Source organism: Caulobacter sp. GW821-FHT05F04 (assembly GCF_059419665.1).
The window spans coordinates 486,840-511,437 of the sequence record NZ_JBWKSF010000001.1 but is presented as its reverse complement, the minus strand read 5'-3'; the positions used below and the strand labels follow the sequence as shown (position 1 = coordinate 511,437).

24 protein-coding genes are annotated in these 24,598 nt (G+C 66.8%); 12 read left to right on the top strand and 12 right to left on the bottom strand.

Annotated elements, in window-relative coordinates; all coding sequences use genetic code 11:
* The first annotated feature begins 58 nt into the window (after positions 1-58).
* The 9 genes from AC07R7_RS02550 (at position 59) to AC07R7_RS02510 (ending at position 11,618) form a co-directional block, all read left to right on the top strand.
* Positions 59-1,591 (top strand): methyltransferase regulatory domain-containing protein, encoded by a 1,533-nt coding sequence (locus AC07R7_RS02550; protein WP_494634023.1) that lies wholly within the window; start codon positions 59-61, stop codon positions 1,589-1,591.
* 327 nt (positions 1,592-1,918) lie between these two features.
* On the top strand, positions 1,919-3,649 hold the full coding sequence (locus AC07R7_RS02545) for a type I secretion system permease/ATPase (protein WP_494634021.1): 1,731 nt from the start codon (positions 1,919-1,921) through the stop codon (positions 3,647-3,649).
* Between the two features lie 62 nt (positions 3,650-3,711).
* On the top strand, positions 3,712-5,022 hold the full coding sequence (locus tag AC07R7_RS02540; protein WP_492883141.1) for an HlyD family type I secretion periplasmic adaptor subunit: 1,311 nt from the start codon (positions 3,712-3,714) through the stop codon (positions 5,020-5,022).
* Between the two features lie 139 nt (positions 5,023-5,161).
* On the top strand, positions 5,162-6,139 hold the full coding sequence (gene gmd, locus AC07R7_RS02535; RefSeq protein WP_494634019.1) for a GDP-mannose 4,6-dehydratase: 978 nt from the start codon (positions 5,162-5,164) through the stop codon (positions 6,137-6,139).
* On the top strand, positions 6,139-6,771 hold the full coding sequence (locus AC07R7_RS02530) for an acetyltransferase (protein WP_494634017.1): 633 nt from the start codon (positions 6,139-6,141) through the stop codon (positions 6,769-6,771). Before gmd ends, AC07R7_RS02530 begins: the two co-directional genes overlap by 1 nt.
* Positions 6,768-7,883 (top strand): DegT/DnrJ/EryC1/StrS family aminotransferase, encoded by a 1,116-nt coding sequence (locus AC07R7_RS02525; RefSeq protein ID WP_494634016.1) that lies wholly within the window; start codon positions 6,768-6,770, stop codon positions 7,881-7,883. Before AC07R7_RS02530 ends, AC07R7_RS02525 begins: the two co-directional genes overlap by 4 nt.
* Before the next feature lie 3 nt (positions 7,884-7,886).
* Positions 7,887-8,924 (top strand): glycosyltransferase family 4 protein, encoded by a 1,038-nt coding sequence (locus tag AC07R7_RS02520; RefSeq protein ID WP_492883149.1) that lies wholly within the window; start codon positions 7,887-7,889, stop codon positions 8,922-8,924.
* A gap of 10 nt (positions 8,925-8,934) precedes the next feature.
* Positions 8,935-9,972 (top strand): glycosyltransferase family 4 protein, encoded by a 1,038-nt coding sequence (locus AC07R7_RS02515; RefSeq protein WP_494634014.1) that lies wholly within the window; start codon positions 8,935-8,937, stop codon positions 9,970-9,972.
* A gap of 116 nt (positions 9,973-10,088) precedes the next feature.
* The gene (locus AC07R7_RS02510; RefSeq protein ID WP_492883153.1) at positions 10,089-11,618 is read left to right on the top strand and encodes a TolC family protein; all 1,530 of its coding nucleotides are present in this window, start codon (positions 10,089-10,091) and stop codon (positions 11,616-11,618) included.
* On the opposite strand, the gene AC07R7_RS02505 is transcribed toward AC07R7_RS02510, so the two are convergent.
* The 5 genes from AC07R7_RS02505 to AC07R7_RS02485 all read right to left on the bottom strand — a co-directional run bounded on the left by AC07R7_RS02505 (position 11,615) and on the right by AC07R7_RS02485 (position 16,599).
* Complete coding sequence (locus tag AC07R7_RS02505; protein WP_494634012.1) at positions 11,615-12,904, bottom strand: glycosyltransferase family protein; 1,290 nt, start codon at positions 12,902-12,904, stop codon at positions 11,615-11,617. The two genes, AC07R7_RS02510 and AC07R7_RS02505, sit on opposite strands and share 4 nt — an antisense overlap.
* A gap of 704 nt (positions 12,905-13,608) precedes the next feature.
* Complete coding sequence (locus tag AC07R7_RS02500; protein ID WP_492883157.1) at positions 13,609-14,358, bottom strand: DUF599 domain-containing protein; 750 nt, start codon at positions 14,356-14,358, stop codon at positions 13,609-13,611.
* A gap of 41 nt (positions 14,359-14,399) precedes the next feature.
* Positions 14,400-15,842, bottom strand: a complete 1,443-nt coding sequence (locus AC07R7_RS02495) for an MFS transporter (protein WP_494634010.1) — start codon at positions 15,840-15,842, stop codon at positions 14,400-14,402.
* Positions 15,843-15,942: 100 nt separating this feature from the next.
* A complete protein-coding gene (locus tag AC07R7_RS02490) occupies positions 15,943-16,098 on the bottom strand; it encodes a DUF3309 family protein (RefSeq protein WP_099580360.1) in 156 nt (51 codons plus the stop codon).
* A gap of 105 nt (positions 16,099-16,203) precedes the next feature.
* Positions 16,204-16,599 carry a DUF983 domain-containing protein gene (locus AC07R7_RS02485; RefSeq protein WP_492883161.1) on the bottom strand — a complete coding sequence of 132 codons (396 nt, stop codon included), beginning with the start codon at positions 16,597-16,599 and terminating at the stop codon, positions 16,204-16,206.
* 289 nt (positions 16,600-16,888) lie between these two features.
* Here AC07R7_RS02485 and AC07R7_RS02480 point away from each other — a divergent pair, with 289 nt between their 5' ends.
* Positions 16,889-17,059, top strand: a complete 171-nt coding sequence (locus AC07R7_RS02480; protein WP_492883163.1) for a hypothetical protein — start codon at positions 16,889-16,891, stop codon at positions 17,057-17,059.
* Between the two features lie 3 nt (positions 17,060-17,062).
* On the opposite strand, the gene AC07R7_RS02475 is transcribed toward AC07R7_RS02480, so the two are convergent.
* From AC07R7_RS02475 to AC07R7_RS02460, 4 genes are all read right to left on the bottom strand, one after another.
* Positions 17,063-17,200 carry an entericidin A/B family lipoprotein gene (locus AC07R7_RS02475; protein ID WP_099580356.1) on the bottom strand — a complete coding sequence of 46 codons (138 nt, stop codon included), beginning with the start codon at positions 17,198-17,200 and terminating at the stop codon, positions 17,063-17,065.
* An 81-nt stretch (positions 17,201-17,281) separates the two neighbouring features.
* A complete protein-coding gene (locus AC07R7_RS02470) occupies positions 17,282-17,692 on the bottom strand; it encodes a beta/gamma crystallin-related protein (RefSeq protein ID WP_492883166.1) in 411 nt (136 codons plus the stop codon).
* Positions 17,693-17,704: 12 nt separating this feature from the next.
* Positions 17,705-18,334, bottom strand: a complete 630-nt coding sequence (locus tag AC07R7_RS02465) for a beta/gamma-crystallin (protein WP_494634007.1) — start codon at positions 18,332-18,334, stop codon at positions 17,705-17,707.
* Positions 18,335-18,427: 93 nt separating this feature from the next.
* Positions 18,428-20,530: an acylase gene (locus AC07R7_RS02460; protein WP_494634006.1), complete on the bottom strand. Its 2,103-nt coding sequence runs from the start codon at positions 20,528-20,530 to the stop codon at positions 18,428-18,430.
* Positions 20,531-20,694: 164 nt separating this feature from the next.
* On the opposite strand from AC07R7_RS02460, the gene AC07R7_RS02455 reads away from it, so the two are divergent.
* Positions 20,695-21,456 (top strand): class I SAM-dependent methyltransferase, encoded by a 762-nt coding sequence (locus AC07R7_RS02455; RefSeq protein WP_494634004.1) that lies wholly within the window; start codon positions 20,695-20,697, stop codon positions 21,454-21,456.
* Between the two features lie 117 nt (positions 21,457-21,573).
* Here the strand turns inward: AC07R7_RS02455 and AC07R7_RS02450 are convergent, their stop codons facing one another.
* Positions 21,574-22,662 carry a L,D-transpeptidase family protein gene (locus AC07R7_RS02450; RefSeq protein ID WP_494634003.1) on the bottom strand — a complete coding sequence of 363 codons (1,089 nt, stop codon included), beginning with the start codon at positions 22,660-22,662 and terminating at the stop codon, positions 21,574-21,576.
* A 44-nt stretch (positions 22,663-22,706) separates the two neighbouring features.
* Between AC07R7_RS02450 and AC07R7_RS02445 the strand changes: the two genes are divergently transcribed.
* Positions 22,707-23,834: a D-alanyl-D-alanine carboxypeptidase family protein gene (locus tag AC07R7_RS02445; protein ID WP_494634001.1), complete on the top strand. Its 1,128-nt coding sequence runs from the start codon at positions 22,707-22,709 to the stop codon at positions 23,832-23,834.
* On the opposite strand, the gene AC07R7_RS02440 is transcribed toward AC07R7_RS02445, so the two are convergent.
* Together AC07R7_RS02440 and AC07R7_RS02435 are read right to left on the bottom strand one after the other, a co-directional pair.
* Positions 23,764-24,384: a glutathione S-transferase family protein gene (locus AC07R7_RS02440; protein ID WP_494633999.1), complete on the bottom strand. Its 621-nt coding sequence runs from the start codon at positions 24,382-24,384 to the stop codon at positions 23,764-23,766. The two genes, AC07R7_RS02445 and AC07R7_RS02440, sit on opposite strands and share 71 nt — an antisense overlap.
* Positions 24,381-24,554, bottom strand: coding sequence for a hypothetical protein (locus AC07R7_RS02435; RefSeq protein WP_492836079.1), 174 nt, complete (start codon positions 24,552-24,554; stop codon positions 24,381-24,383). Before AC07R7_RS02435 ends, AC07R7_RS02440 begins: the two co-directional genes overlap by 4 nt.
* Positions 24,555-24,598 lie beyond the last annotated feature (44 nt).

Sequence of the window (24,598 nt, the reverse complement as noted above, 5' to 3'; positions counted from 1 at the left end):
TGGGCTTTGGACCGTCGAAAACCCACGCTATGCGAGAGGCTCATCAAGGAATCCGCGCATGTCCTGGAACGCCGGCTACGTCACCGACGTCAACTACACCTTCGGCTACTATCCGGATTTCAACCCGGTTCGAACGAACTACGGCCTGGCGATGGCCGGGGCGGTGGCCCCGCCGCTGCGCAATGCGTGCGAACTGGGTTTCGGCCAAGGGCTGTCCGTCGCGATCCACGCCGCCGCCCAACCGGGCGTGCAATGGTGGGGCACCGACTTCAATCCGGCCCAGGCCGGTTACGCCCAGGAACTGGCGGCGCGCAGCGGTTCGAACGCGCGGCTCTATGACCAGGCGTTCGCGGAATTCTGTGGTCGCGACGACCTGCCGGAGTTCGAGTTCATCGCGCTGCACGGCATCTGGTCGTGGATCTCCGACGAGAACCGCCAGATCATCGTCGACTTCGTGCGCCGCAAGCTCGCCGTCGGCGGCGTTCTCTACATCAGCTACAATACCCTGCCGGGATGGTCCGCTGCCGCGCCGTTGCGCCACCTGATGAAGCAGCACGGCGACCAGAGGGGTTCGCCATCGACCAAGGTCACCCAACGCATCGATGAGGCCTTCGCCTTCATGGATCAACTTGTGGCCGCCGATCCGGCCTACATCCGGGGCAATCCGGGGCTAACCGACCGGTTCGACAAGCTGAAGGGGATGAATCGACAGTACCTAGCGCACGAGTACATGAACCGTGACTGGAAGCCGATGTACTTCTCGGAAATGTCCGAGTGGCTGGAGCCGGCCAAGGTTTCCTACGCGTGTTCGGCGAGTTTGCTCGACCAGCAGGACAGCATCAACCTGACCCCTGCGCAGATCCAGCTGGTCGCGGCGCAAGAGGATCCCGTCTTGCGCGAGACGGTGCGAGACTTCCTGACATCCCAGCAATTCCGACGCGATCTCTGGGTGCGCGGCGCCCGTGTCCTGTCCTCGCTGGAGCAGGCCGAGTTCATCCGAAGCCAGCGTTTCCTGCTCACCACGCCCCGCGCTGACGTCAAGCTGAGCCTGAGCGCCGCGCAGGGCGAGGTGAGCCTCCATCAGAACGTCTATGGTCCGCTGCTGGACTTCCTGGCCGACCACCAGATCAAGACCTTCATCCAGATCGAGGTGGCCGGGCAGGCGGCGGGCCTCAGCCTGCCGCAAGTCGCAGCCGCGATGGCCATCCTAACGGGCGCCGGAACGGTGACCGTGGTCCAGGACGACAAGACTATCTCTAAGGCCAAGTCCAACGTCGAGAAACTCAACGCCTTCCTGGCGCATCGGAGCCGGTCGCGATCGGAGACCGGTTATCTGGCCAGTCCCGTGACCGGCGGGGGCGTGGCTGTCGACCGCTTCGAGCAGCTGTTCCTCGTGATGCGCGGTCAAGGCCGCAAGACGCCGGCCGACTGGGCCAAGGGCGTACACGACCTCCTGGCCTCACAAGGGCAGCAGCTTCTGAAGGACGGGCGCACCCTGACGACGCCGGAGGAAAACCTCGCCGAGCTGTTCGAACGCGCGACCGCGATGGAGAAGCGTCTGCCGATCCTGCGCGCTCTCGGCGTCGCCTGAGGCGCGATCCGGCTTGGACGCGGCTTGAGGTTCGCCTATGACACCGGCCTTACCCGGCCACGCGGCGCGTGGCGGCGGACGGAGGTCAGGATGGTTTCTCCTCGCAGCCGTGTCCGGCAGGACGCAACGGACCCGCCGGGAGGCCAAGGCGACCTTCGCAAATCGTGGCGCCAAACCCATCCCGCCGCAGGTGACGCAAGGTCGGAGGTTGCGTTTTTGCTGTATGAGCCTGTAGTGCTTAGTTCGGCCGCATTTACATGATCATCCCGCGCCCAAGCGTTGTTTTCTGTTCCGACGCACGCCCGCGTTCACTCTTCAAGGCAAGCCATGGCCAGTAAAATCGTTGCAGCTCAGACGCCTCTAGACCGAGCTGTAGAAGTCGCCAAACCGGCGGTGATCACCGCCATGGTGTTCAGCTTCTTCATCAACATCCTGGCGCTGGTCAGCCCCTTGTACATGCTGCAGGTCTATGATCGCGTGCTCTCCAGCCGCAACGTCGCGACGCTGGTCGTGCTGACCTTGATCTGCATCTTCCTGTTCGTGATCTATGGCCTGCTTGAGGCGCTGCGCACCCAGGTGCTGGTGCGGGGCGGACTCAAGTTCGACGGCCTGGTGCGCGATCCGATCTTCCGGGCGGTGCTCGATTCGACACTGAATCGCCGCGGGCAGGGCGCCCAGGCGTTCCGCGACATGGACAGTGTGCGCGAGTTCATGACGGGCGGCCTGATCGCCTTCTGCGACGCGCCCTGGACCCCGGTGTTCATCATCGTGTCGTGGATGCTGCATCCCTTTTTCGGCGTCCTGGCCATCATCAGCTGCATCATCATCTTTGGCTTGGCCGTGATGAACGATCGCGCCACCAAGGAGCCGATCCAGATGGCCACCATGGCCTCGATCGCCGCCCAGAACGACGCCAGCTCCACCCTGCGCAACGCCGAGGTCATGAAGGCCATGGGCATGTGGGGCGGCCTGCAGGCGCGCTGGCGCATTCGCCGCGACGAGCAGGTGGCCTGGCAGGCTTCGGCCAGCGACGCCGGCGGCGCGGTGATGTCGGGCATCAAGGTGTTTCGCCAGGTGGTCCAGACCCTGATCCTGGGCGGCGGCGCCTATCTTGCCATCCAGGGCAAGATCTCGGCCGGTTCGATGATCGCCGGCTCGATCCTGGTCGGCCGCGCCCTGGCCCCGATCGAAGGCGCCGTGGGCCAGTGGAAGGGCCTGCTGGGCGCGCGCAGCTCGTGGGATCGCCTGCAAGCGATGCTGCGCGAGGAACGCGACACCAGCGATCACATGCCGCTGCCCGACCCGCGCGGCGTACTTTCGGCCGAAGCCGCGTCGATCCTGCCGCCCGGCGCGCAGACCCCGACCCTGCGCCAGGCCAGCTTCCGTATCGACGCCGGCACCTCGGTCGGCATTGTCGGTCCCAGCGGCGCGGGCAAGTCCTCGCTGCTGCGCGGCGTCGTCGGCGTCTGGCCCTGCACCGCGGGCGTCATCCGCCTCGACGGCTACGACATCAAGCAGTGGGACCCGGAAAAGCTCGGACGCCACATCGGCTATCTGCCGCAGGACATCGAGCTGTTCTCGGGCACGATCGCTCAGAACATCGCCCGCTTCACCGAGTTCCAGCCGCAGGAAGTCATCGAGGCGGCGACCCTGGCCGGCGTGCATGAACTGATCCAGACCCTGCCCAACGGCTACGACACGCCGATCGGCGAGGGCGGAGCGTCCCTGTCGGGCGGCCAGCGCCAGCGCGTGGCCCTGGCGCGCGCCCTGTTCCGGATGCCGGCCCTGATGGTCCTCGACGAACCGAACGCCAGTCTCGACCAGCTGGGTGAAATAGCGCTGGCCGAGGCGATGAACCGTCTCAAGGCCGCCAAGCGCACCGTGATCTTCGCGACGCACAAGGTGAACCTGCTGTCCCAGGCCGACTACATCATGGTGGTCAACCAGGGTGTCATCGCCGACTTCGGCGAGCGTGACGTGATGTTGGCCAAGCTGTCCGGCGCCGCGCCGCCCCAACCGCCGTCGCCGGCGCCCACGCCGATCCAGAGCGCCCACTAACCGTCGTTCGTCCTTTTCCCAGAGGCGCGCCAGCGGGCGCGCCCAGCAGGCCCAAGAACAAGATGAAGCTTCCCACGATCAAGCGTCCGACGGACAACTACAAAGGCGTGGCCAGGATCGGCTACGGCGTCATCCTGGTGACCTTCGTGGGTCTGCTGGGCTGGGCCGCCTTCGCGCCGCTGGACAGCGCGGTCATCGCCAACGGCGTGATCTCCGCCGAGGGCAATCGCAAGACCATCCAGCACCTTGAAGGTGGCATCCTCCGCAAGATCCTCGTTCGCGAGGGCGACAAGGTGAAGGCCGGCCAGGTGCTGTTCGAGCTGGATCCGACCCAGGCCAACGCCGCCGCCGGCATCACGCGCAGCCAGTACGTCGCGCTCAAGGCCATGGAAGCCCGGCTTCTGGCCGAGCGCGATCAGCGGGGCTCGATCGCGTTCCCCGCCGATTTGCTGGGTCAGCGCTCGGATCCGATCGTCGCGCGCGTGCTGGCCGACGAGCAGGCGCAATTCCAGGAGCGCCGTCAGACGCTTCAGGGCCAGGTCGACCTGATGAATTCGCAGCGGGACCAATACCGCAGCGAGATCGAGGGCATCGATCGCCAGACCCAGGGCCTCAAGGATCAGCTAGGTTTTATCCAGGACGAACTGGGCGACCTGCGCAAGATCTACGACAAGGGCTTGGTGCCGCGGCCGCGGCTGCTGGCGCTGGAGCGCGAGCAAGCCAACCTCTCCGGCTCGATCGGCCGCCTGGTGGCCGACCGCGCCAAGTCGGTGCAGGGCATGGCCGAGACCCAGCTGAAGATTCGGCAGATCAAGCAGACCTTCTATGAAGAGGTCAGCCAGAACATCGCCGAGACCCGCGTGAAGCTGGCCGAGGTGACGGAAAAGGAAGTGGTCGCATCTGATCAGCAGCGCCGGATCAATGTCGTCTCGCCGGTAAACGGCACGGCCCAGAACCTCCACTTCTTCACCGAAGGCGCCGTGGTTCGCCCGGCCGAGCCGCTGGTCGACATCGCCCCGAACGACGAAGGCTTCGTGATCCAGGCGCACTTCGCGCCGACCGACGTCGACAATGTGCATGCGGGCATGACCACCGAGGTGCGCCTGCCGGCATTCCACTCGCGCGAGATTCCGATCCTGAACGGCAAGATCGAGTCGATCTCCAGCGACCGGCTCTCCGATCCGGAAGGCAAGACGGTCTATTTCCTCGGGATCGTGCGCGTCGACGTCAAGCAACTGCCGCCGAAGTTCCGCAACAGGGTGACCGCCGGCATGCCGGCCCAGGTCATAGTGCCGACCGGCGAGCGGACGGTGCTGCAATACCTTTTCTCGCCGCTGCGCGAGACCCTGCGCACCACCATGCGCGAGGAGTAGGGCGCGGGTTTTTAACAACCTGATTCCGAACGTCTTTCGGAGGGCGGCGCGCGTCGACGGAAATGTCGCGCGCGCCGCTTTTCAATCGGCGCCAATAGTGTAGTCAGGACCCTTCGTTGTTACTGGAGTTTGCAAGAGCGTGGCGAAGACGGCGTTGATCACCGGCGTGACCGGTCAGGACGGGGCGTATCTCGCCAAGCTTCTTCTGGAGAAGGGCTACACCGTTCACGGCATGCTGCGCCGCTCGGCCTCGGCCGACGTGATCGGCGACCGTCTGCGCTGGATCGGCGTCTATGACGACGTTCGCCTGGAACTGGGCGACCTGCTGGACGCCGGCGGTCTGTCGCGCCTGATGCGCCGACTGCAGCCGGACGAGGTCTACAACCTGGCGGCCCAGAGCTTCGTCGGCGCCTCGTGGGACCAGCCGCACCTGACCGGCTCGGTCACGGGGCTCGGAACCACTAACATGCTCGAAGCCGTGCGCCTGGAGTGCCCGCAGGCCCGCTTCTACCAGGCCTCGTCGTCGGAGATGTACGGCCTAGTGCAGCATCCGGTGCAGTCGGAGAAGACGCCGTTCTATCCGCGCTCGCCCTACGCCGTGGCCAAGCTCTACGCCCACTGGATGACGGTGAACTATCGCGAGAGCTTCGGCCTGCACGCCTCGGCCGGAATTCTGTTCAACCACGAAAGCCCGCTGCGCGGCATCGAGTTCGTGACCCGCAAGGTCACCGACGCCGTGGCGGCCATCAAGCTGGGCCAGCAGAAGACGGTCGAGCTGGGCAACCTGGACGCCAAGCGCGACTGGGGCCACGCCCAGGACTATGTCGAGGCCATGTGGCTGATGCTGCAGCAGGAGACGCCGGACGACTATGTGGTCGCCACCGGCAAGACCTGGACGGTGCGCGAGATGTGCGAGGTGGCCTTCGCCGCCGCCGGCCTGAACTATCAGGATCACGTCACCATCAATCCGAAGTTCCTGCGACCCGCCGAGGTCGAGCTGTTGCTGGGCGATCCGGCCAAGGCCAAGGAAAAGCTGGGCTGGGAGCCCAAGATCACCATGCAGGCGCTGATCGCCGAAATGGTCGAGGCCGACATCGCCCGTCGGTCCAGGAACTGATGAGCGCCGGCGTCGTCCTCATCGGCGGCGGCGGCCACGCCAAGGTGGTCATCGAGAGCCTGCGCGCCTCTGGCAAGACCGTGGCGGTGATCGTTGACGCCGATTCGACGCCGCGCGAGGTGCTGGGTGTTCCGGTGGTCGGCGACGACCTCGCACTGCCCGGCCTGAAGGCGCAGGGCTTTTCCGAGTTGTTCGTGGCGCTGGGCTCCAACCGCCTGCGCCAGAAGCTTGGCGTCAAAGCGCGTGAGCTCGGCTTCACCCTGGTCAACGCCATCCACCCCTCGGCCGTGATCTCGCCGTCGGCGCGGATCGGCGAAGGCGTGGCGGTGATGGCCAGCGTGGCGATCAACGCCGACAGCCGGATCGGCGACCTGGCCATCATCAATACGGGCGCGGTCGTCGACCACGACTGCGACCTCGGCGCGGCCTGCCATCTGGGGCCCGCCTCGGCCCTGGCCGGCGGCGTCACCATCGGCGAGCGGGCCTTCCTTGGCGTGGGCGCGCGGGTGATCCCGGGCGTGCGCATCGGCGCCGACACGATCCTGGGCGCCGGCGGCGTCGTGGTGCGTGACCTTCCGGACGCGGTCGTGGCGATCGGCGTGCCTGCCCAGATCAAAGGAGAGCGTTCTTGACCAGCCTGCCGCGGATTTCCGTCGCCGCCCCCAGCCTCGACGGCAACGAGCGCGACTACGTGCTGGAGTGCATGGACTCGACGTGGATCTCGTCGGTCGGCCGCTTCATCACCGACTTCGAGAAGGCCTTCGCCGACTATTGCGGCGTCAAGCACGCCATCACCTGCAACAACGGCACGACGGCGCTGCACCTGGCCCTGGTGGCCATGGGCATCGGCCCAGGCGACGAGGTGATCATTCCCAGCCTGACCTACATCGCCTCCTGCAACGCCGTGACCTATTGCGGCGGCACGGTGGTGCTGGTCGACAACGACCCGCGCACCTTCAACGTCGATCCGGCCCTGATCGAGGCCAAGATCACGCCGCGCACCAAGGCGATCATGCCTGTCCACCTGTACGGCCAGGTGGCCGACATGGATCCGATCCTGGAGATCGCCCGCAAGCACAACCTGATGGTCATCGAGGACGCGGCGGAGGCGGTCGGGGCGACCTACAAGGGCAAGATGTCCGGCTCGCTGGGCGATTGCGCGACCTTCAGCTTCTTCGGCAACAAGATCATCACCACCGGCGAAGGCGGGATGATCACCACGGACGACGATGAACTGGCCGCCAAGATGCGCCTGCTGCGCGGCCAGGGCATGGATCCGAACCGCCGCTACTGGTTCCCCGTCGTTGGCTTCAACTACCGCATGACCAACATCCAGGCCGCGATCGGCCTGGCCCAGCTGGAGCGCGTCGAGCATCACCTGGCGGCCCGCGAGCGTGTCGTGGCCTGGTACGAGGAGAAGCTGGCCCGCCTGGGCAATCGGGTGATCAAGCCGTATGTCGCCGACACCGGCCGCCATGTGTTCTGGATGTACACCGTACGCCTGGGCGAGGGCCTCTCGACTTCGCGCGACCAGGTGATCAAGGATCTGGACGCCCTGGGCGTCGAGAGCCGGCCGGTGTTCCACCCGATGCACGTCATGCCGCCCTACGCCCATCTGGCGACCGGCGACCTGACGCAGGCCGAGGCCTGCGGCGCCGATGGCCTGAACCTGCCGACCCACGCGGGCCTCTCCGAAGCGGATATCGACCGCGTCGTGGCCGCCCTGGACCAGGTGCTGGTCTAGGCCATGCGCATCGTCCTGCTGTCCTCGATCGTGCCGTTCATCAACGGCGGGGCGCGCTTCATCGTCGAGTGGTTGGAGGAGAAGCTCCTCGAGGCCGGCCATGAGGTCGAGCGGTTCTATCTGCCGTTCGTCGATGATCCGAACGAGATCCTGCACCAGATCGCCACCTGGCGGATGATGGACCTGACGCAATGGTGCGACCGGGTGATCTGCTTCCGGCCGCCCGCCTATGTGGTCGATCACCCCAACAAGGTGCTGTGGTTCATCCACCACATCCGCACCTTCTACGACCTGTGGGACACGCCCTATCGCGGCATGCCCGACGACGCCCACCACCGCGCGATCCGTGACAACCTGCGGGCGCTCGACACCCGGGCGATCTCGGAAGCGCGGGCGGTGTTCACCAACTCCCAGGTGGTGGCCGACCGCCTGAAGACGTTCAACGGCCTGGACGCCACGCCGCTGTATCCGCCGATCTACCAGCCCGAGCGCTTCACCCACACGGGCTATGGTGACGAGATCGTCGCCATCTCGCGCCTGGAGCCGCACAAGCGCCAGGCGTTGATGATCGAGGCCATGCAGCACGTGAAGACGGGCGTGAAACTACGCCTGGCCGGCACGGCGTCGAGCGCCGAATACGGCCGCCAGCTCGTTCAGATGACCAAGGACCTCGGCGTCCAGGACCGCGTCATCCTCGAGGATCGCTGGATCAGCGAGGACGAGAAGGCGGAGATGCTGAAGGAAGCGCTGGCCATCGCCTACCTGCCCAAGGACGAGGACAGCTACGGCTACCCGTCGCTGGAAGGGGCCCACGCCCGCAAGCCGATCATCACGACGACCGATTCCGGCGGCGTGCTGGAACTGGTCGAGCACGGCCGCAACGGCCTGATCAGCGCGCCCGATCCTCGGGCCCTGGCCGAGCAGTTCGACCGCTTGCACGCGGACAAGCAGGGCGTCGCCAAGATGGGGACCGCTTCGCTGAACCGCCTGGCCGAGATGAAGATCGACTGGAGCACCGTCGTGGATCGGCTGACCGCATGAAGGTGCTCGCATGAAGGTCTTGGTCGTCAACAACGCCGCGCCCTTCCAGCGCGGCGGGGCCGAGGAGCTGGCCGACCATCTGGTCCGCCGCCTGAACGCCACGCCCGGCGTGCAGTCCGAGCTGGTGCGCGTACCGTTCACCTGGGAGCCCGCCGAGCGCCTGATCGAGGAGATGCTGATCTCCAAGGGCATGCGGCTCTACAATGTCGACCGCGTGATCGGCCTGAAATTCCCGGCCTATCTGATCCCGCACCAGGACAAGGTGCTGTGGCTGCTGCACCAGTTCCGCCAGGCCTATGACCTGTCCGAAGCCGGCCAGAGCCACCTCGACTTCGACGACACGGGCAGGGCGGTGAAGGCGGCGATCCGCCAGGCCGACAACGCCTGTTTTGCTGAGTGCAAGAAGATCTACTGCAACTCGCCGGTCACCCAGAACCGCCTGATGAAGTTCAACGGCGTGTCCAGCGAGGTTCTGTACCCGCCGCTGAACGACGGTGAGCTGTTCACCGGCGGCGACTACGGCGACTACATCTTCGCCGGCGGCCGGGTGGCGGCGGGTAAGCGTCAGCATCTGCTGATCGAGGCCCTGGCCCTGCTGCCGAACGGCCCACGCCTGGTCATCGCCGGTCCGCCGGAGAACCAGGCCTATGCCGACCGGCTGACCAAGCTGGTCGAGGACCTGGACCTGAAGGCCCGCGTCGATCTGCGCTTCGGCTTCCATCCGCGCGCCGATATCGCGCGGTGGGCCAACGACGCCCTGGCCTGCGCCTACCTGCCCTTCGACGAGGACAGTGTCGGCTACGTCACGATGGAGGCCTTCGCTTCGGGCAAGGCCGTCCTGACCGTCACCGACTCCGGCGGCCTGCTGGAAATCGTCAGCGAAGCCACGGGCGCGGTCGCCGAACCGACGCCCCAGGCTTTGGCGCAGGCGCTTGATCGCATGACGTCGGACAAGGTTCGGGCTAAGTCACTGGGGAGCGCCGCGCGCGATCTCTGGCGCGATAAGAATGTCACATGGGAGGAGACGGTCCGCCGTCTTCTTGATTAAGCCACAAATTTTGGGTTGAAGGCCGGGTTACGGTGAGTTCCGCCCAAGTCTAGGAAACGCGAGTGCTGTCGAAAGTCCTGTCCGTTCGTTCGTCCGTCATTGCCCTGGCCATCGCCATGGCCGTGAGCGGTCGCGCCGAACTCGCCCACGCCGAGACCCTGGCCGACGCGATCACCGCCGCCTACCAGAGCAATCCGAACATCCAGGCCCAGCGCGCCGCCATGCGCGCCCTGGACGAGAACTACACCCAGGCGCGCGCGGCCTATGGCCTGCAGGCCAGCGCCTCGGTGTCGGAGAACTATACCCGGCAGAAGTTGGCGCGGTTGCCGAATGACACCGCCAATGAGGGGGCGGCCCAGACCAACCAGCTCTCGGTCAGCCAGGCCCTCTATACGAACGGTCGCTATGCGGCGCGTCTCGGCGGCATCGAAGCCCAGATCAAGTCTTCGCGCGAGAGCCTGCGTCGCCTGGAGATGGATCTGCTGGTCCGGGTGACCAGCGCCTACGTATCGGTTCACCGCGACCGCGAAGTTCTGCGGATCAGTAGCGGCGCCGAGTCCTGGCTGGCCAAGCAGTTACAGGACACCCAGGACAAATATTCGGTGCGCCTGGTCACTCTGACCGACGTTGAGCAGGCCAAGGCCCGTCTCGCGGCCGCCAGCACCCAGGTCGCCAACGCCCAGGCTCAGCTGAACGTCAGCGTCGCCAACTACGCGTCACTGGTGGGCCACGTGCCCGAGCAACTGGAGCCGGAGCCTGACATCGACGGCCTGCCCGCCACGCTGGACGAAGCGTTCGACACGGCCGAAAAGAACAATCCGTCGCTGATGGCCGCGCTCTACACCGAGGAGTCGTCGCGACTGGGCGTCGCCGAAGCGCGCGCGCAACGCCTGTTCTCTGTCACCGCGCGTGCCGACTATTCAAATAGCCCTTACAATTCCCTAAACGTTGGCCCCTCCCTTCGCACCGACACGCTCACCGCGGGCATTACCCTGACCCAGCCGCTGTTCAGCAGTGGCCAGCTGAATTCCTCCGTTCGCCAGTCGCTGGAGGAGAACAACCGCGACAAGCTGCTGATCGAGGACGCGCGCCGCAACATGGTGCTCAGCGTCTCGCAGTATTGGGACAATCTGGTCGCCGCGCGGAGGACCCTGGTGACGATCGAGGCTGAGATGAAGGCCGACACGGTCGCCTTTTACGGTGTCCGCGAGGAAGAGCGTTTCGCCCTGCGCAGCACGATCGAGGTGCTGAACGCCCAGGCCGAACTGCTGAACGCTCAACTGAACTTCGTGCGCAGCCGCGCGATCGAATATACCGGTCGCGTCCAGTTGTTGGCCCAACTCGGCACGCTCGAGGTCGGTGACTTGGCGCCGGGCGTCCAGTCGTACGATCCGAAGCGGAACTTCAGGAAGGTTCGATACAAGGGCATGCTGCCGACTGAGCTGATCATCCAGACGCTCGACCATGTCTCCCTGCCGATGGCGGCGAAGAAGCCCAAGGCTGGCGATACGACGCCGATCCGGCCGCCGGCCTCCGATCTGCCGGCCCCGCCGGTATCGGCCGACAAGGTGAAGCCGCCGGAGTCGATCAACGACCTGAAGTCCTTGAGCGACGACGCGCCGGTCGCGACCGCGCCCAAGGGCTAGGCGAGCGGCAAAAGCCCAGCGGTCATCGCCAGCCAGGCGTCACGATCGAACGAGACATGGCCGTTGCGCGCCGTCGCGGCGGCGAGCTCTGAGCGCCAGGCGTCGTCACGGAGCATGCGCGCCAGCTTTTCGGCCGCGTCGGTCTCGTCCGCGGCGGCCCAGCGGCCCGTTCGATAGATCGCGCCGTCGCCCTCGACCGGGATCAGTTCGAAGTCGACCAGGCGGCTGGAGGCCGGGTCCATGAACTCGACGTTGGCCGACCAGCCCGTCGCCAGGGTCGGCCTGCCCAACCAGATGGCCTCGGCCAGCAGCAGGCCGTAGCCCTCGGACCTGTGCAGGGACAACACGATGTCACTGCTGCGCGTCAGTATCGCCATGTCTCGCGTCGACAGGTTTTCGGTCATCAGCCGGATCGAAGGATCGTCGGCGACCTGTAGCCGCAACGTTTCGAAGGTCTCGGCGTAGAGATCCGCCCCGACCACCTTGCAGACCAGCAGGGCGGGCCTGTTGGCCGCCCTGACGGCCTCCTGGAAGGCTCGCAGCGCGCCTGGCGGGTTCTTGCGCTGGGCGGTCGAGCGCAGGTCGAAGGCCATGAGCACCACCACACGGTCGTTCGGCAGGCCAAAGCGGGCGCGGTCGGCCGGTGGACGCGGGTTCAGATAGAGGGGGTAGGGGACGGGCGTGACCTTGACGCGCGGTGGCGCGATCTTGCGGATGGCGTTCGCGGCGAAGGCCGAGGGAGTCCAGACCTCGTCGACCAGATCGAAGGCGGGTATCCAGTCCTGCGGGGCGTCTTCCAGCTCCCAGGCCCAGTAGCCGATGTGGCGGCGGCCTTCGAGCGGTCGGCCTTCGGTGTCGCGGGTCCAGCGCAGCAGCTCGGGCGGATTGATGTGCGAGATGACCACGCCCGTCTCGCCGTCTGCGGGCGGGGGGAAGGCGGCGGGCAGCTCAACCGGGAAACCGACCTGGGCCGAGAGGTCCACGGCCCGGGTTGGCAGGCCGGCGTCGTCGAACCCGCGCGCCAGCATGCGGGCGCCTTCGCCCAGGCCGTGGACGGCGCCATGGAAGCCGATGATGGTCACGGGCAGCGTCGCGGGCAGGTCGCGCCGCAGGGCGCGTCGTCGGGCGCGCGCCTCGGCGCGGCGCTCGGCGGCCGCTTCCATTTCCTTCTCGATCGCCTCGGTCGCGGCCCTCGTCAGAGCTCCGGGCGCCTGCACCGTCGCGTGGGCCGCGTGGCGGAGCGGGGCCGGAAGGTTTCGCCAAAGCGCGAGCAGGTGGGATTTCATGGGCAACGGCGAAAGGACGGTCCGCAAAGATCAGGTCGCGAAATCTATACCGCGTCGCCCGCACGCGAGACCACAAACAGCGCCATAGCGACGCCGTTCCTCAAATTCACGCGCTATGCGGGAGTCGGGCGTTATTGGATCCGCGATGGACCGCTCGCTCCGGCGAGAAACCGCAACGGGCTTCGCCTGGCCGGGGAATGATCGTTAAATTTCGCCCGGCTTTGGGTGTAATCAATGTTTAGAAAAGCGTGCTGCATTGATCTTATTTAGCGGGGTATGGAAAGTAGAGTTTCATAGTTTTGCTTTTGATTGTCGCCTTAAGAATTAATGCTGTTTCAGGTAACTCTGTAAAACGAAAATCCGGATTTCTTTCGTTGGCTGGTGGAGGTTTTGGTTCGATATTACCAACCGCCGGGTGGGAAACTCAGTCTCGCCTTACAATATCGTAAGTTGCGTACCGAATTCACAACGAAATGTCAGATTCCCGCCGCAGGGCGGTTGCGAAGCCGCCCAAGTTAAGGTAAGAATGTCTTGTCTACCCACAAGACTTCCCATTAGCCCCGCCGGTGATCGATTCGCCGGCGGGGCTTATTGCATCTGGGCTGCCGATTGAGGAGCTTGGCTGAGGTCTTTGGAGGCGCGGCCAGGAGAACGCCGCGCGGGTGTCAGCGGCCTTCCGGCCCCGCTTGCCGAACGCGATCTTCCTAAATTCGATCTTCCGGCGGCGCGTCGTCGAGATGGGCCAGATGCGGGCCGTGGACGACGGGCTGGCGCTCCAGGATCTGGCGAACCTTGTGCACGGCGATCGAGGCGCGGCTGCGGCGTTGGCGCCAGAGCAGCAGGCTCATGGCTCCGACGGTGGCGACCAGGAAGGGCGCGGGCCCCAGCAGCCACACGGCCGCCGCCAGGGCGAAGTAGTAGGCGCGAACGCCAGCGTTGAAGGCCGACAGGGCGGGGTTGAGGATGCCGCCGGCGGCTTCGGCGTATTCGGCCAGCACGGCGGCCGGCGCCCACATCGGCGCGGCGCCGATGGCGGCCAGGCAGTAGTTCATTTGCCGGATCGCCCAGATGAAGTCGAGCAGGCCACGCGCCAGGGCCACCAGCACCAGGCCCAGCTTGATCTGAAACATCATCGGCGAGGTCTTGGCCAGCACGGCCAGGCCCTCGACGCTCTTCCAGGCGCTGTCGCCGCCGAATAGCACCCCGGCGGCGGCGGCGATCAGGATAAGGTTCGACGAGGCGAAGAAGCTGGCCGAATTGATCGCGTGGCCCAACAGCTGTCCGTCCAGCAGGGCCACCTCGCGCACCGCCATCTCCTGCATCCACCGGCGGCGGATGACGGTCATGTCGGTGTTGAGCACGCCGCCGCCTTCGCCCAACCGCTTGAGCAGAGGCTCGTACAGCAGCCAGCAGGCGGCGAAGACGGTCAGGACGATAATGTCGAGCAACGGCATGACGCCAACCTAACTGGACGCGGAGAGTCGGAAAACGCCGATCAATCCTCGTGGATCAGACTATGGCGCATCGTGTCTTTCAGGAGGAGCGAGCAGACGAGGCCGACCGTCATCACCGCCGCGACATAGAGATAGAAGGTGCTCTCCATCTTCTCGTGCTTGAAGGCCAGGGCGACCATCTCGGCCGTGCCGCCGAACAAGACGTTGGCCAGGGCGTAGGGCAGGGCCACGCCCAGGGCGCGGATCTCGGCCGGGAACATCTCGGCCTTCACCACGGCGCTGATCGAGGTGTAGCAGGACTGGAAGGCCATGCCGGCCAGGATCAGCGCCAGGGCGCTCGACACCGAGGTCGCGTGGCTGATGCCGGTCATGATCGGCCAGATGGTCAGGGCGCCGCCGCCGAAGGCCAGGATCAACATCGGCTTGCGGCCCAAACGGTCCGACAGCCAGCCGGCCAGGGGCTGGGCCAGCATGAAGCCGATCATGCTGAGCGCGCTGATCTCCGAGGCCTGCCCCTTGCTGAAGCCGGCCGTGTTGACCAGGAACTTCTGCATGTAGGTGGTGTAGACATAGAAGGTCAGCGAACCGCCCGCCGTCAGGCCCATGATCAGCAGGCTCTCGCGCGGATGGCGGCGCACGAGCGGCACGATCAGCGACACGAAGAACGCCAGCAGGAACAACGCGCCCAGATACTGGCCGGGCTTGGCCAGCGGGCCAGTCGTGACGCCCATGACGCCGGCGATCACCGTCAGCGCCAGGAAGACCGCCGCGCTGGCTACCTGACCGCGTGACAGGCTCTCGCGCTGAGCGGAGCGCTTGAAGGCGATGCTCTCCTCCAGGCCTCGACGGATCCAGAACACCACCACGGCCAGGATCGCGCCGATGACGAACGGGATGCGCCAGCCCCAGGCCTTCAGCTCGGCCTCGGCCAGGGTCCGTTGCAGCACGATCAGCACGCCCAGCGCGATAAGCTGCCCGGCGATCAGGGTCACGTAGTGGAAGCTGGACCAGAAGCCGCGGCGGGTCTTGCCGGCCATCTCGCTCATATAGGTGGCGCTGGCGCCATACTCGCCGCCGACCGACAGGCCCTGCAGCACGCGCGCGAACAGGAGGATGGCTGGGGCCCACAGGCCGATGGTCCCGAAGTCGGGGGTGACGGCGATGATCAGCGCCCCGCCGCACATCAGGGCCACGGACGCCGACAGCGCGGCGCGACGGCCGGCATGGTCGGCGTACATCCCCATCAGCCAGGCGCCGATGGGCCGGGCCACGAAACCCAGGAAGAAGACCGCCGCCGCCTGCAGCAGCTGCACGGTCTGGTCGCCCTTGGGAAAGAAGGCGGGCGCGAAATAGAGGGTGAAGGCGGCGTAGGCGAACCAGTCGTACCATTCGACGAGATTGCCGGCCGAGCCGCCCAGGATGGCCTTGGCGCGGGCCACGGGCGACAGGCGCGCTCCGGATGTCGCGTCGGCGGTCGCCGTCATGTGAACTCCCCTCCCATTTGGGAGGGGAGCTTAGGCGAACGGCGTTCCGGAGCAACCACCGGGTCATCAGAATGGATGACCCGGCTCTCCGAAAGAGGCGCTAGATGCGGCCGAGCAGAACCAGGATGATGAGAATGATCAGGATCAGGCCCAGACCGCCCGAGGGGAAATAGCCCCACGAACGACTATGCCCCCAGGTCGGCAGCGCGCCGATCAGAGCCAGGATCAGGATGATGATGAGGATCGTGCCGAGCATGGTCCGAAAGTCCTTGAAGCCTGCGTCCGCCACCACGGCGACGCTAGGGTCTTGCTTTCGGGAATTCTCGGCGGCGCTTGTCGGTTCCGCGCCGTTTGGTTCCGCCTAGGCTGGGGTGTCCTCGGCCTTGCGCAGGCGGATGGCCCACAGCGCCCCGATCACCGCGCCCTTGACGCGCGGCAGCAGCAGCAGGGTCAGGGTGGCCAGCGTCGTCAGGCAGACGGGCACGACGATCAGCGGCGGCCCCTCCCAGATCACCGGAAACAACAGCAGTGGGGCCACGACAAGATGGCCGACCAGCAGGATGGTGAAATAGGCTGGGCCGTCGTCGGCCGGATAGCTGCCCAGTTCGTGGCCGCAGGCCTCGCACACCGGCTCGACCTTCAGGTAGCCACGATACAGACGGCCCTCGCCGCAGTTGGGGCAGTGATGCCGCACGCCGCGCGTAAGGCCGACGAGCATGGGCGGTGCGGAGGACTGGAACTCTGACATGCCGCTCATATGCGCTTTCGGATCCGGCGGGAAAAGGGCGACTAGCCGTCGCACGGCGACGTTATGTCCAAACTTGCTGTAAGATCTTGTAGATTTTTGCCGCCGGTAGAACGTGGCGTTCCGTAAAATCTGTCTCGATCAAACGATGCAAACGATATCCGGACGGCTCGTACACTGGTTCTGGTCAACGCCCGTTATTTCAGAAGCTGCGTTCGGGACCGTGAGTCCTTGATCGGACGTCTCTGGAACAGTTGTCGGGAGGCGGCGTTAATCGTCTGGATTGCAGACGAGACGCGCCATGACGCCAGAACGCCCAACCGAACCCGATCCCGGCCCGGAAACGCCGCCACGCGAGGGCGTTGGCGCTTCCAAGGCCGAACACGCCGTCCGTCACGCGTCGGACAGCGCCGTCGCGCCGCATGAGAAGCAGGCGATCGGCGCGGAGACCTCGCGCGAGGAAGACGCTTAGCGGCTAGTGCTTGGCGTCGCGAGCGGCGCCGGCGACGGCCTTGCCGGCCGACGAGACGTCGCGACCTGCGCCTTCGATGGTGTTGCAGGCCGAGACCAGCAGGGCGGCCGCGGCGGCGGCGAGGACGACGAACTTACGCATAGATCAGAGCTCCAGCTTGGAAGGCGGCGGACCTTAACCGTGGGCCGCGCCGAGCTTCAAGAGCCCAACGCGGCTTAAGGATCAGCGCACCCGGCGGACCGAGCTGTAACGGTCGTTCTGCTTCCTGGGCAGGCTGGCCATATCGTAGTCGTATCGCCAGCACTTGCCCTGATAGTAGGCGTGCTCGCAGAACTCCCACGATCCGCGCCGGATGCGCATGGACGAGACGCGGTCGTTGAAACCGAGGCGCGACAGGTCCGGCACGTCGCCGCGCAGCGGGCGGGCCTCGCCGCGGAAGCCGTCGTGCTCGAACAGCACCACCTCGCCGCCAGGACCCCAGCGGCCGTCACGGCGATCGTCCCAACGGTCATGGCGACGGTCGTCGCGGTGATCATAGCGGTCGTCGCGGTCCTGGTAGCGGTCCTGGGCGACGGCGCCCGTGGCCGCCAGGGCGATGGCCCCGCAGACGATCAGAAAGGCGATCTTGCGCATGATGGCGACCTCCTAGCGGACGCGACGGATCGAGCTGATCGCGTCGTTCCATTCGCGGGGCAGGATGGCCTGGTCGGCGTCCAGGCGGCTGCAGCGGCCCTGATAGTTGGCGTGTTCGCAGATCTCCCATCGGCCGCCGGCGCGGCCGATCTGGATCGACGAGGCCTTGTCATTGAACTTGACGGCGCCGAGGTCGGGCATGTCGCCGTTCACCTCGAAGGCGCGCCCCTGGTAGTTCGGGTCCTCGAACAGCACGACGCCGTCGCGCGAGCCGCCGGGACGACCGCCGCCGCCGTTGTTCCAGCCGCCGCCATTATTCCAGCCGCCGCCGTTGTTGCCGCCCCAGCCGCCGCCGCCTTGCCCCGGACCGTTGAAGCCCGCGCATTCCAGGCGACCGTCGCGGTTCTCCAGACCCTGGCCGCCGCAGTCGCGCGCGCGGGCGCTGGTCCACTCCCAGCCGCCGCGGCTGGTTTGGCAACGGGCCCAGACCTGGCCGTTGAAGGCCGTGATCTCGCGGCAGGACTGGGTGTAGGAGCCGCGCGGCGGATCGTCGTAGCGGCCGTTCCAATTCGGCGCCTGGGCCGAGGCCGCGCCCGCGAACGCGACAACGGAAAGGGCCATCAGGCCAAGGGTCTTGCGCATGTCTCTGTTTCCCCACCAAGGAAGGCTTCGTCGTGTGAAGCCCAGCTAACCGTCCCCCAACTGAACGGCGCCTGAACGGTCTAGCTCTGAAAGTTAACGCTCGCCCGGGCGATAGTCGACCTTAACGTGTCCTTTCAGCTGTTCCTCGGTGAACCAGACCGGCTTGGTCTTCATCGCCACGAAAAGCGGCGTCTGGTCAGCATAGTGCGGCGAGGCGGCGTCGAGGGTGGCCGAGCCGAACTGGTGGATGCTCTCCGAGCGCAGCGTCCCGGCTTTGTCCCAGGTGACGAACATGATGAAGGTGTCGCCGCCGTCGGCCGTGGTCGTGCCGTCCGTCTCCGGCTTGCCCCAGACCGAGCGATAGGTGTCGGCCGCCCCGTCGATCGGCAGGTCCACGCTTCCGCGCCGGATACGATTGACCTCGCCCCACTCGGGATCGAGGCGACCGAAGTGGGTCTTCAGCCTCTTGATCGCCGCCTGGAGGCTGGCCAGCGGCGTCGGGGCCGGATCACCGTTCGAGCGGGCGAACAGGATCGGCTGTGTCATCAGCGCCGCCAGGGCCGCGCCGCGATCATGGACGTCGGCCTTCTTGTCCCAGGCGCGCAGGATGGCCTGGGCCTTGGCGAGATCGGCGTCGCCCTTCGGATCGATGGCGGTGACCTCGCGGACCATCTCCATCACCGACGAGCGGTCGCTGAACGCCACGTCGAACTTGTGGGCGCGGAAGCTCGTGTCGGTGATCGCGTGGTCGGTCCCGAAGGTCTCCAGCGCCCGCCAGGCGCGGTTGGTCATGTTGGTCTGCAGGCCCATCGAGGCGGGGAAGGCCTCGGGCCTGAGATTGTCGGCCGCCTCGCTGGCCTGGAACGGGCTGTTGTTGGAGTTGAACACCAGACCCGACTTCGGATTCCACAGCTGCGGCGTCTGCTCAGGCGAGCGGTAGCCCCGCCAGATCAGGTCCGAGCGATCGCCGGGCAGGATCCCCTTCCAGTCGGCGTCGACGGTGCGGTTCGGGTACTGGCCGTTGTGGACGAAGCCGATGTTCCCGGCCTTGTCGGCATAGACGTAGTTCAGGCTGGGGATGGCGTGGGTGGCGATGGCGGCGCGCCATTCCTCGACGGTGCGGGCGCGGTTCAGCCGCCAGTACTGCAACGGCTGGCGCCATTCGCCCATGCCGGCGTAGCGGAAGGCGAAGACGCCGTGATCGGTCTCCAGCACCGGTCCGTGGACCGAGCGCAGCACGGCCTTCCTCACCGGCAGCACGATCGGGCCCAGGAGCTTCACACGCAGGGTCACGTAGCGCTTGTCGAAGTCCTTCCACTGGCCGTCCAGCCTGTACTGGTTCTTGTTCGCCGGGTTGAGGGTCAGGCGGTAGATGTCCACCAGGTCGGGCTTGGACACCGTATTGGCCCAGCCCAAGTCGGCGTTGTGGCCGTGCAGCATGAACGGCGCGCCGGGGAAGAAGCCGCCGGCCACGTGCCAGCCTTCGCCGCTCTCGACCACGGCCTCGTACCAGGCGACCGGGCCGGTATAGGGCTGGTGCGAATTGACCAGCAGCCGCGTGGCCCCATCGGCGCTGCGCGAAGGCGCGGTCGCCAGGCCGTTCGATCCCTTGGCCGGCGGCGGCGGGGCATCCGGCGCCGTCAGGCGCTTCAGCTCCCCGTCCAGGCCGTAGAAGAACGGCTGCTTGAAGACGAAGCCGGCTTCGATGTCGTGGCCGGTCAGAGGCAGCAGGCCCGCCTTGACCTTCTCCGGGTGCCTGGCGGCGTAGACGCTGACCCCGTCGGCATAGGCCTCCATGATCTTGCGCAGCTCGGCCGGCAGCTCGCCGTAGTGAGCGTTGGTGGTCGGCCAGACGTCGAGCAGGGCGGTGACATAGTCGGTCGGCGCGGCGGCCTTGCCCTTGTCGCGGGCCAGCACGCCCCGGGTGGCCAGCACCACGTCCTGCAGGGTGGCGAAGTCGTCCTCGCTCTGGGCGTAGCCGAGACCGAAGGCGGCGTCGGCGTCGGTCTTGCCCAGCACGTGCGGCACGCCCCAGTCGTCGCGACGGATGCGGACGTCGTAGGCCTTGGCCTTGTCGAGCAAGGCCTGGCGGGCAGGGGCCTTGGGCAGGCTGGCCTGGTCGATGACGATCAAGCCCGCCGCCGCCAGCGCCACGAGCGCCGGCAAGGCGCCGATCCCGCGCAGGATCCACTTCATCCGAGCCTCCCCAGCCCATTATTTGTTACCGACGATCATGCGGGGCGCGCTTGGTCGTGCCTAGGACCGGTTTCGACGAAAGCTGGCTGAAACGTCGCGAGAACGTCGTTCGCCATCCCTAACTGGGCTGCTAGGTTCGATTTAAGCAAAGAGGGAGGCGGCCCATGGCTCGCAAGCACTTGGTTTCGGTACTCGCCGGCGTTCTGGCTTTCGGGGCGCTCAGCGTCGGCGGCGGCGCGTTCGCCCAGGTTCCGGCCAATATCGAGAAGGCCCTGGCTGATCCGTCGCGTCCCGCCGCCCATACGGCCCGCGACGCCGCCCGCCACCCCGGCGAGGTCCTGGCCCTGGCCGAGGTCAAGCCCAGCGACACGGTCATCGATTACATCATGGGCGGCGGCTATTTCACCCGCATCCTGTCGGCCGCCGTCGGTCCCAAGGGCGTGGTCTATGCCTATCAGCCGGCCGAGTTCATCAAGTTCAAGGCTCAGTACGGCGAGGACCAGAAGACGGTCGCGGCCGCTCTCGCCAACGTCAAGCCGCTGAACGGGCCGATGACCGCGCTGGACCTGCCGGACGGCGCCGACGTGGCGATCACGGTCCAGAACTATCACGACCAACACCTGAAACCGTTCCCGGTCGACACCGCGGCCAAGGCCAATGCCGAGATCTTCAAGTCGCTGAAGCCGGGCGGCGTCTTCCTGGTCATCGACCACGCGGCCCTGCCCGGCGCGACCACGGCGCCGGACGCCCTGCACCGCATCGACATCGCCCAGGTGAAGAGCGAGGTCGAGGCGGCCGGCTTCAAGCTGGAAGCCGAGAGCCCGCTGCTGGCGAGCGCGGCGGATCCGCATACGGCGAGCGTGTTCGACCCGAGCATTCGCGGGAAGACGGATCAGTTCATCCTGAAGTTCCGCAAGCCGAAATAAAGCTAACCACTGGGGAGCCGTCCTCGCCCTTCGACGGGCTCAGGGTGAGGACTACTCTGTCGCCGCGTGTCAGTAGAAACCTCACCCTGAGCTTGTCGAAGGGCGGGGTTTCGGGTCCTAGCTCGCCCGCGCCTCCGCGCCCATGAACACCACCTTGGCGCCCTTGTTCACGGCCGAGCCCAGCTCGGCAGCGTCCCAGTTGGTCAGGCGCACGCAGCCGTGCGAGGCGCGCTTGTTGACCAGCTTGGGATCGGGCGTGCCGTGGATGCCGTAGGTGTCCTTGGTCAGGTCGATCCAGGTCGAGCCGACTGGGTTGTTCGGCCCCGCCTTGATGGTCAGCTTGCCCTTGGGCTTGCCGAACGTCAGGCGCGACGGGTCGTAGGTGTAGGTCGGCCTGGGCGCCAGGGTGCGCACGGCCCATTCGCCGGTCGGCGCGGGACGCTCGGTGCTGCCGACCGTCGCCGGATAGGTCGCCAGCAGGGCCCCGTCCTTGTCGAAGGCGCGGACCTGGCCCAGGGCCTTGTCGATCTCGATGCGGTCGACCTTGCGATCCAGAGTATCGGCGCCGGCCGCCGTCACCACGATCGTCGTCCCCGCGACGCCGAAGTCGACGCCGGGGTTCAGCGCCTGCAGCAGCGCCTCGTCCATGTGGAAGCGTTCGGCCAGCATTTCGAGCGGGGTCATGTAGTCGAGGGCCGGCAGCTTGGCCATCGCCTCGTAGTCGTCCTTGGGGATCGGCGGCGAGAACGGGCCGGCCTCGTCCTGGGCGGTGATCGTGTAGTCGACCAGCACCGGCCCGGCGTCTCCGGCGGTCAGGGTGTCGATCAGTTGTTGCGTGATCTGACCGTCGGCCGTCTGGCTGCGCGAGGTCTGGAAGGCCTTGATCGCCAGGGTCAGGTTCGTACCATCGCGGCCGTCGATGACGCCCGGCGAGAAGTGGGCGCGGTCCAGCAGGGTCTGGACGCGGACCAGCAGATTGCGGCGCGCCTCGGGATCGGTGGCGGCGGGATCGAAGGTCGCGGCGTTGATCGTCTGGGCCAGCGGCGAGCTGGCCGCGACAGCCGCCGGCGCGGCGACGACCGGTGGCTGAGCGGGCGCGGACTTCTGGACCGTCTTGGCCGGCGCGGGCTTGGCCGGTGGCTTGTCGTCGCAGGCCGACAGGGCCAGCACGGCGATCAGGGCGAAACGGGAAACCAGGACGGTCATAAGAACTCCAGACGGAACGACTGCCCCGTCTCAAGGCTTGAGCCATGGCGAAGTTCCGTGGGATCGCGAGGCCAAATGCGGGGATCGACTTGAGGGCGCTGCGACGATGGCTTTGGGGCCTTGGCCTTCTGTTGCTGGCGGGCGGCGGGTTCTGGCTATGGGTGACGTGGCCCAGCGGCGGAGCCCCTCCAAGACCCGCTCAGCCGCGCGACGAGAGCGCCTACGCGACGCCGGCGGAACAGCACTTCACCTCCATCGACCCGCCGTCGGCCCCAACGCCGCTGGCTGGCGCGGCGGAGACCTGCGATGGGACCGACGCCCCCGACACCGCCGCCGCCGTCAACGCCGCCTCGCTGTCGACCCTGGCCTGGTCCCCGTTCGGCAAGCCAGAGACCGGATGGGAGATCTACGCCCCACGGATCGCCGCCGAGATCGGCACGACCTGCGGCCCAGGCTCGAACGGCTTCGCTTCGGCCCTGGCGCGCTGGCAGGGCGCGCATGGCCTGCGGCAGACCGGTGTCGTCGACCCCGCGGTGTTCGGCGTCATGCTGGTCCGCTGGCATCTGGCGCGGCCGTTCGTGCGCGTGAACCGCGAGGGCATGTGCCCCGGCGCGCCGCCCGAGGCCAGTCTCGCCCAGGCCGGTCCCAAGGAGAGCTATGGCGGCAAGGCCATCCGCCTGACGCCCGGCGCGCTGGAGGCCTATCGGAAGATGGTCGCCGAGGCGCGGTCGGCGGGCGTCTTGCCTCGGCCGGAGTCGCTGACGATCTTCTCGGGCTTCCGCGCCCCGGACGCCGACGCCCAGCGGTGCGCGCGAGACAACAACTGCCAGGGCTTGAGGCGCACCATCTGCTCGGCCCACCGCACCGGCCTGGCCGTGGACCTGGTCATCGACGCCGCGCCGGGCTCGAGACCCGACAGCTCAGCCGACGCCAACCGGCTCGTCATGGCGCGCTCGTCGGTCTATCGCTGGATGATCGTGAACGCGCCGCGGTTCGGCTTCGTCAACTACGCCTACGAGCCCTGGCACTGGGAGTGGACGGGCGAGCCGCTGCTGCCGGGCATGCCGATCTCCAGCCTGCCCCAGGAAGGCTCCGAGCCGATCACGGAACCCGCGGATCAGCCCACGTCCGGAACGCCGGCCTCTGGCTCAGCCGCTCGTAATAGGCGGTGAGCGTCGGCCAGTCCTCGCGCTCGATCGGGCTGAACAGCCAGCGGTGGACCGAGAGGCCCAGCACGATATCCGCGAGCGTGAACGTGTCGCCCGCGACATAGGCGCCGGTGTCCACCAGCCGCGCGCTGAGCAGGCCCATGGCCGTGTTCCACGCCGCGACGCTGGCCGCGATCTGCTTGGGATCGTCGAAGCCGGGCGTCTTGCGGACCAGGCCGGCGAAGGCGTAGCGCCAGGCGGTGTTCAGCTCGGTGCACTGCCAGTCCATCCACTGATCGACCAGCGCGCGTTGGCGGCGGTCGGCCGGGAACAGCGGCGTGTCGGCCGCCACGTAGCGGCAGATCGCGTTGCTCTCCCAGACCGGGCCGTGCTCATCGATCAGCACCGGCACCAGGGCGTTGGGGTTCAGCGCGACGAACCTCGGGTCGCTGGTGGGCGCGAAGCCCTGGCCCCAGTCCTCGCGCTCATAGGCCAGGCCCAGCTCGTCCAGGGTCCAGAGGACCTTGCGGACGTTGATGGACGAGACGCGGCCGAGGACCTTGGGGATCGTCACCGGGTCATCCAGGGTCTGGACTTGCCGGTCGGGGCCGCGACGCTGGAGCGTTCGATCTTGCCGGTCGAGGCCTTGGCTCCGTGGCCGTGTTTGCCCTGGGCGGCCTTCTTCAGGCGCAGGGCGCGCTGCATCGGCGTTTCATCGGCCGGGACTTCGGGTTTGTCGGTCATGAAGGCGATGTAGGCCTGTAAAGACGCCTTGAGAAGGCCGCGCT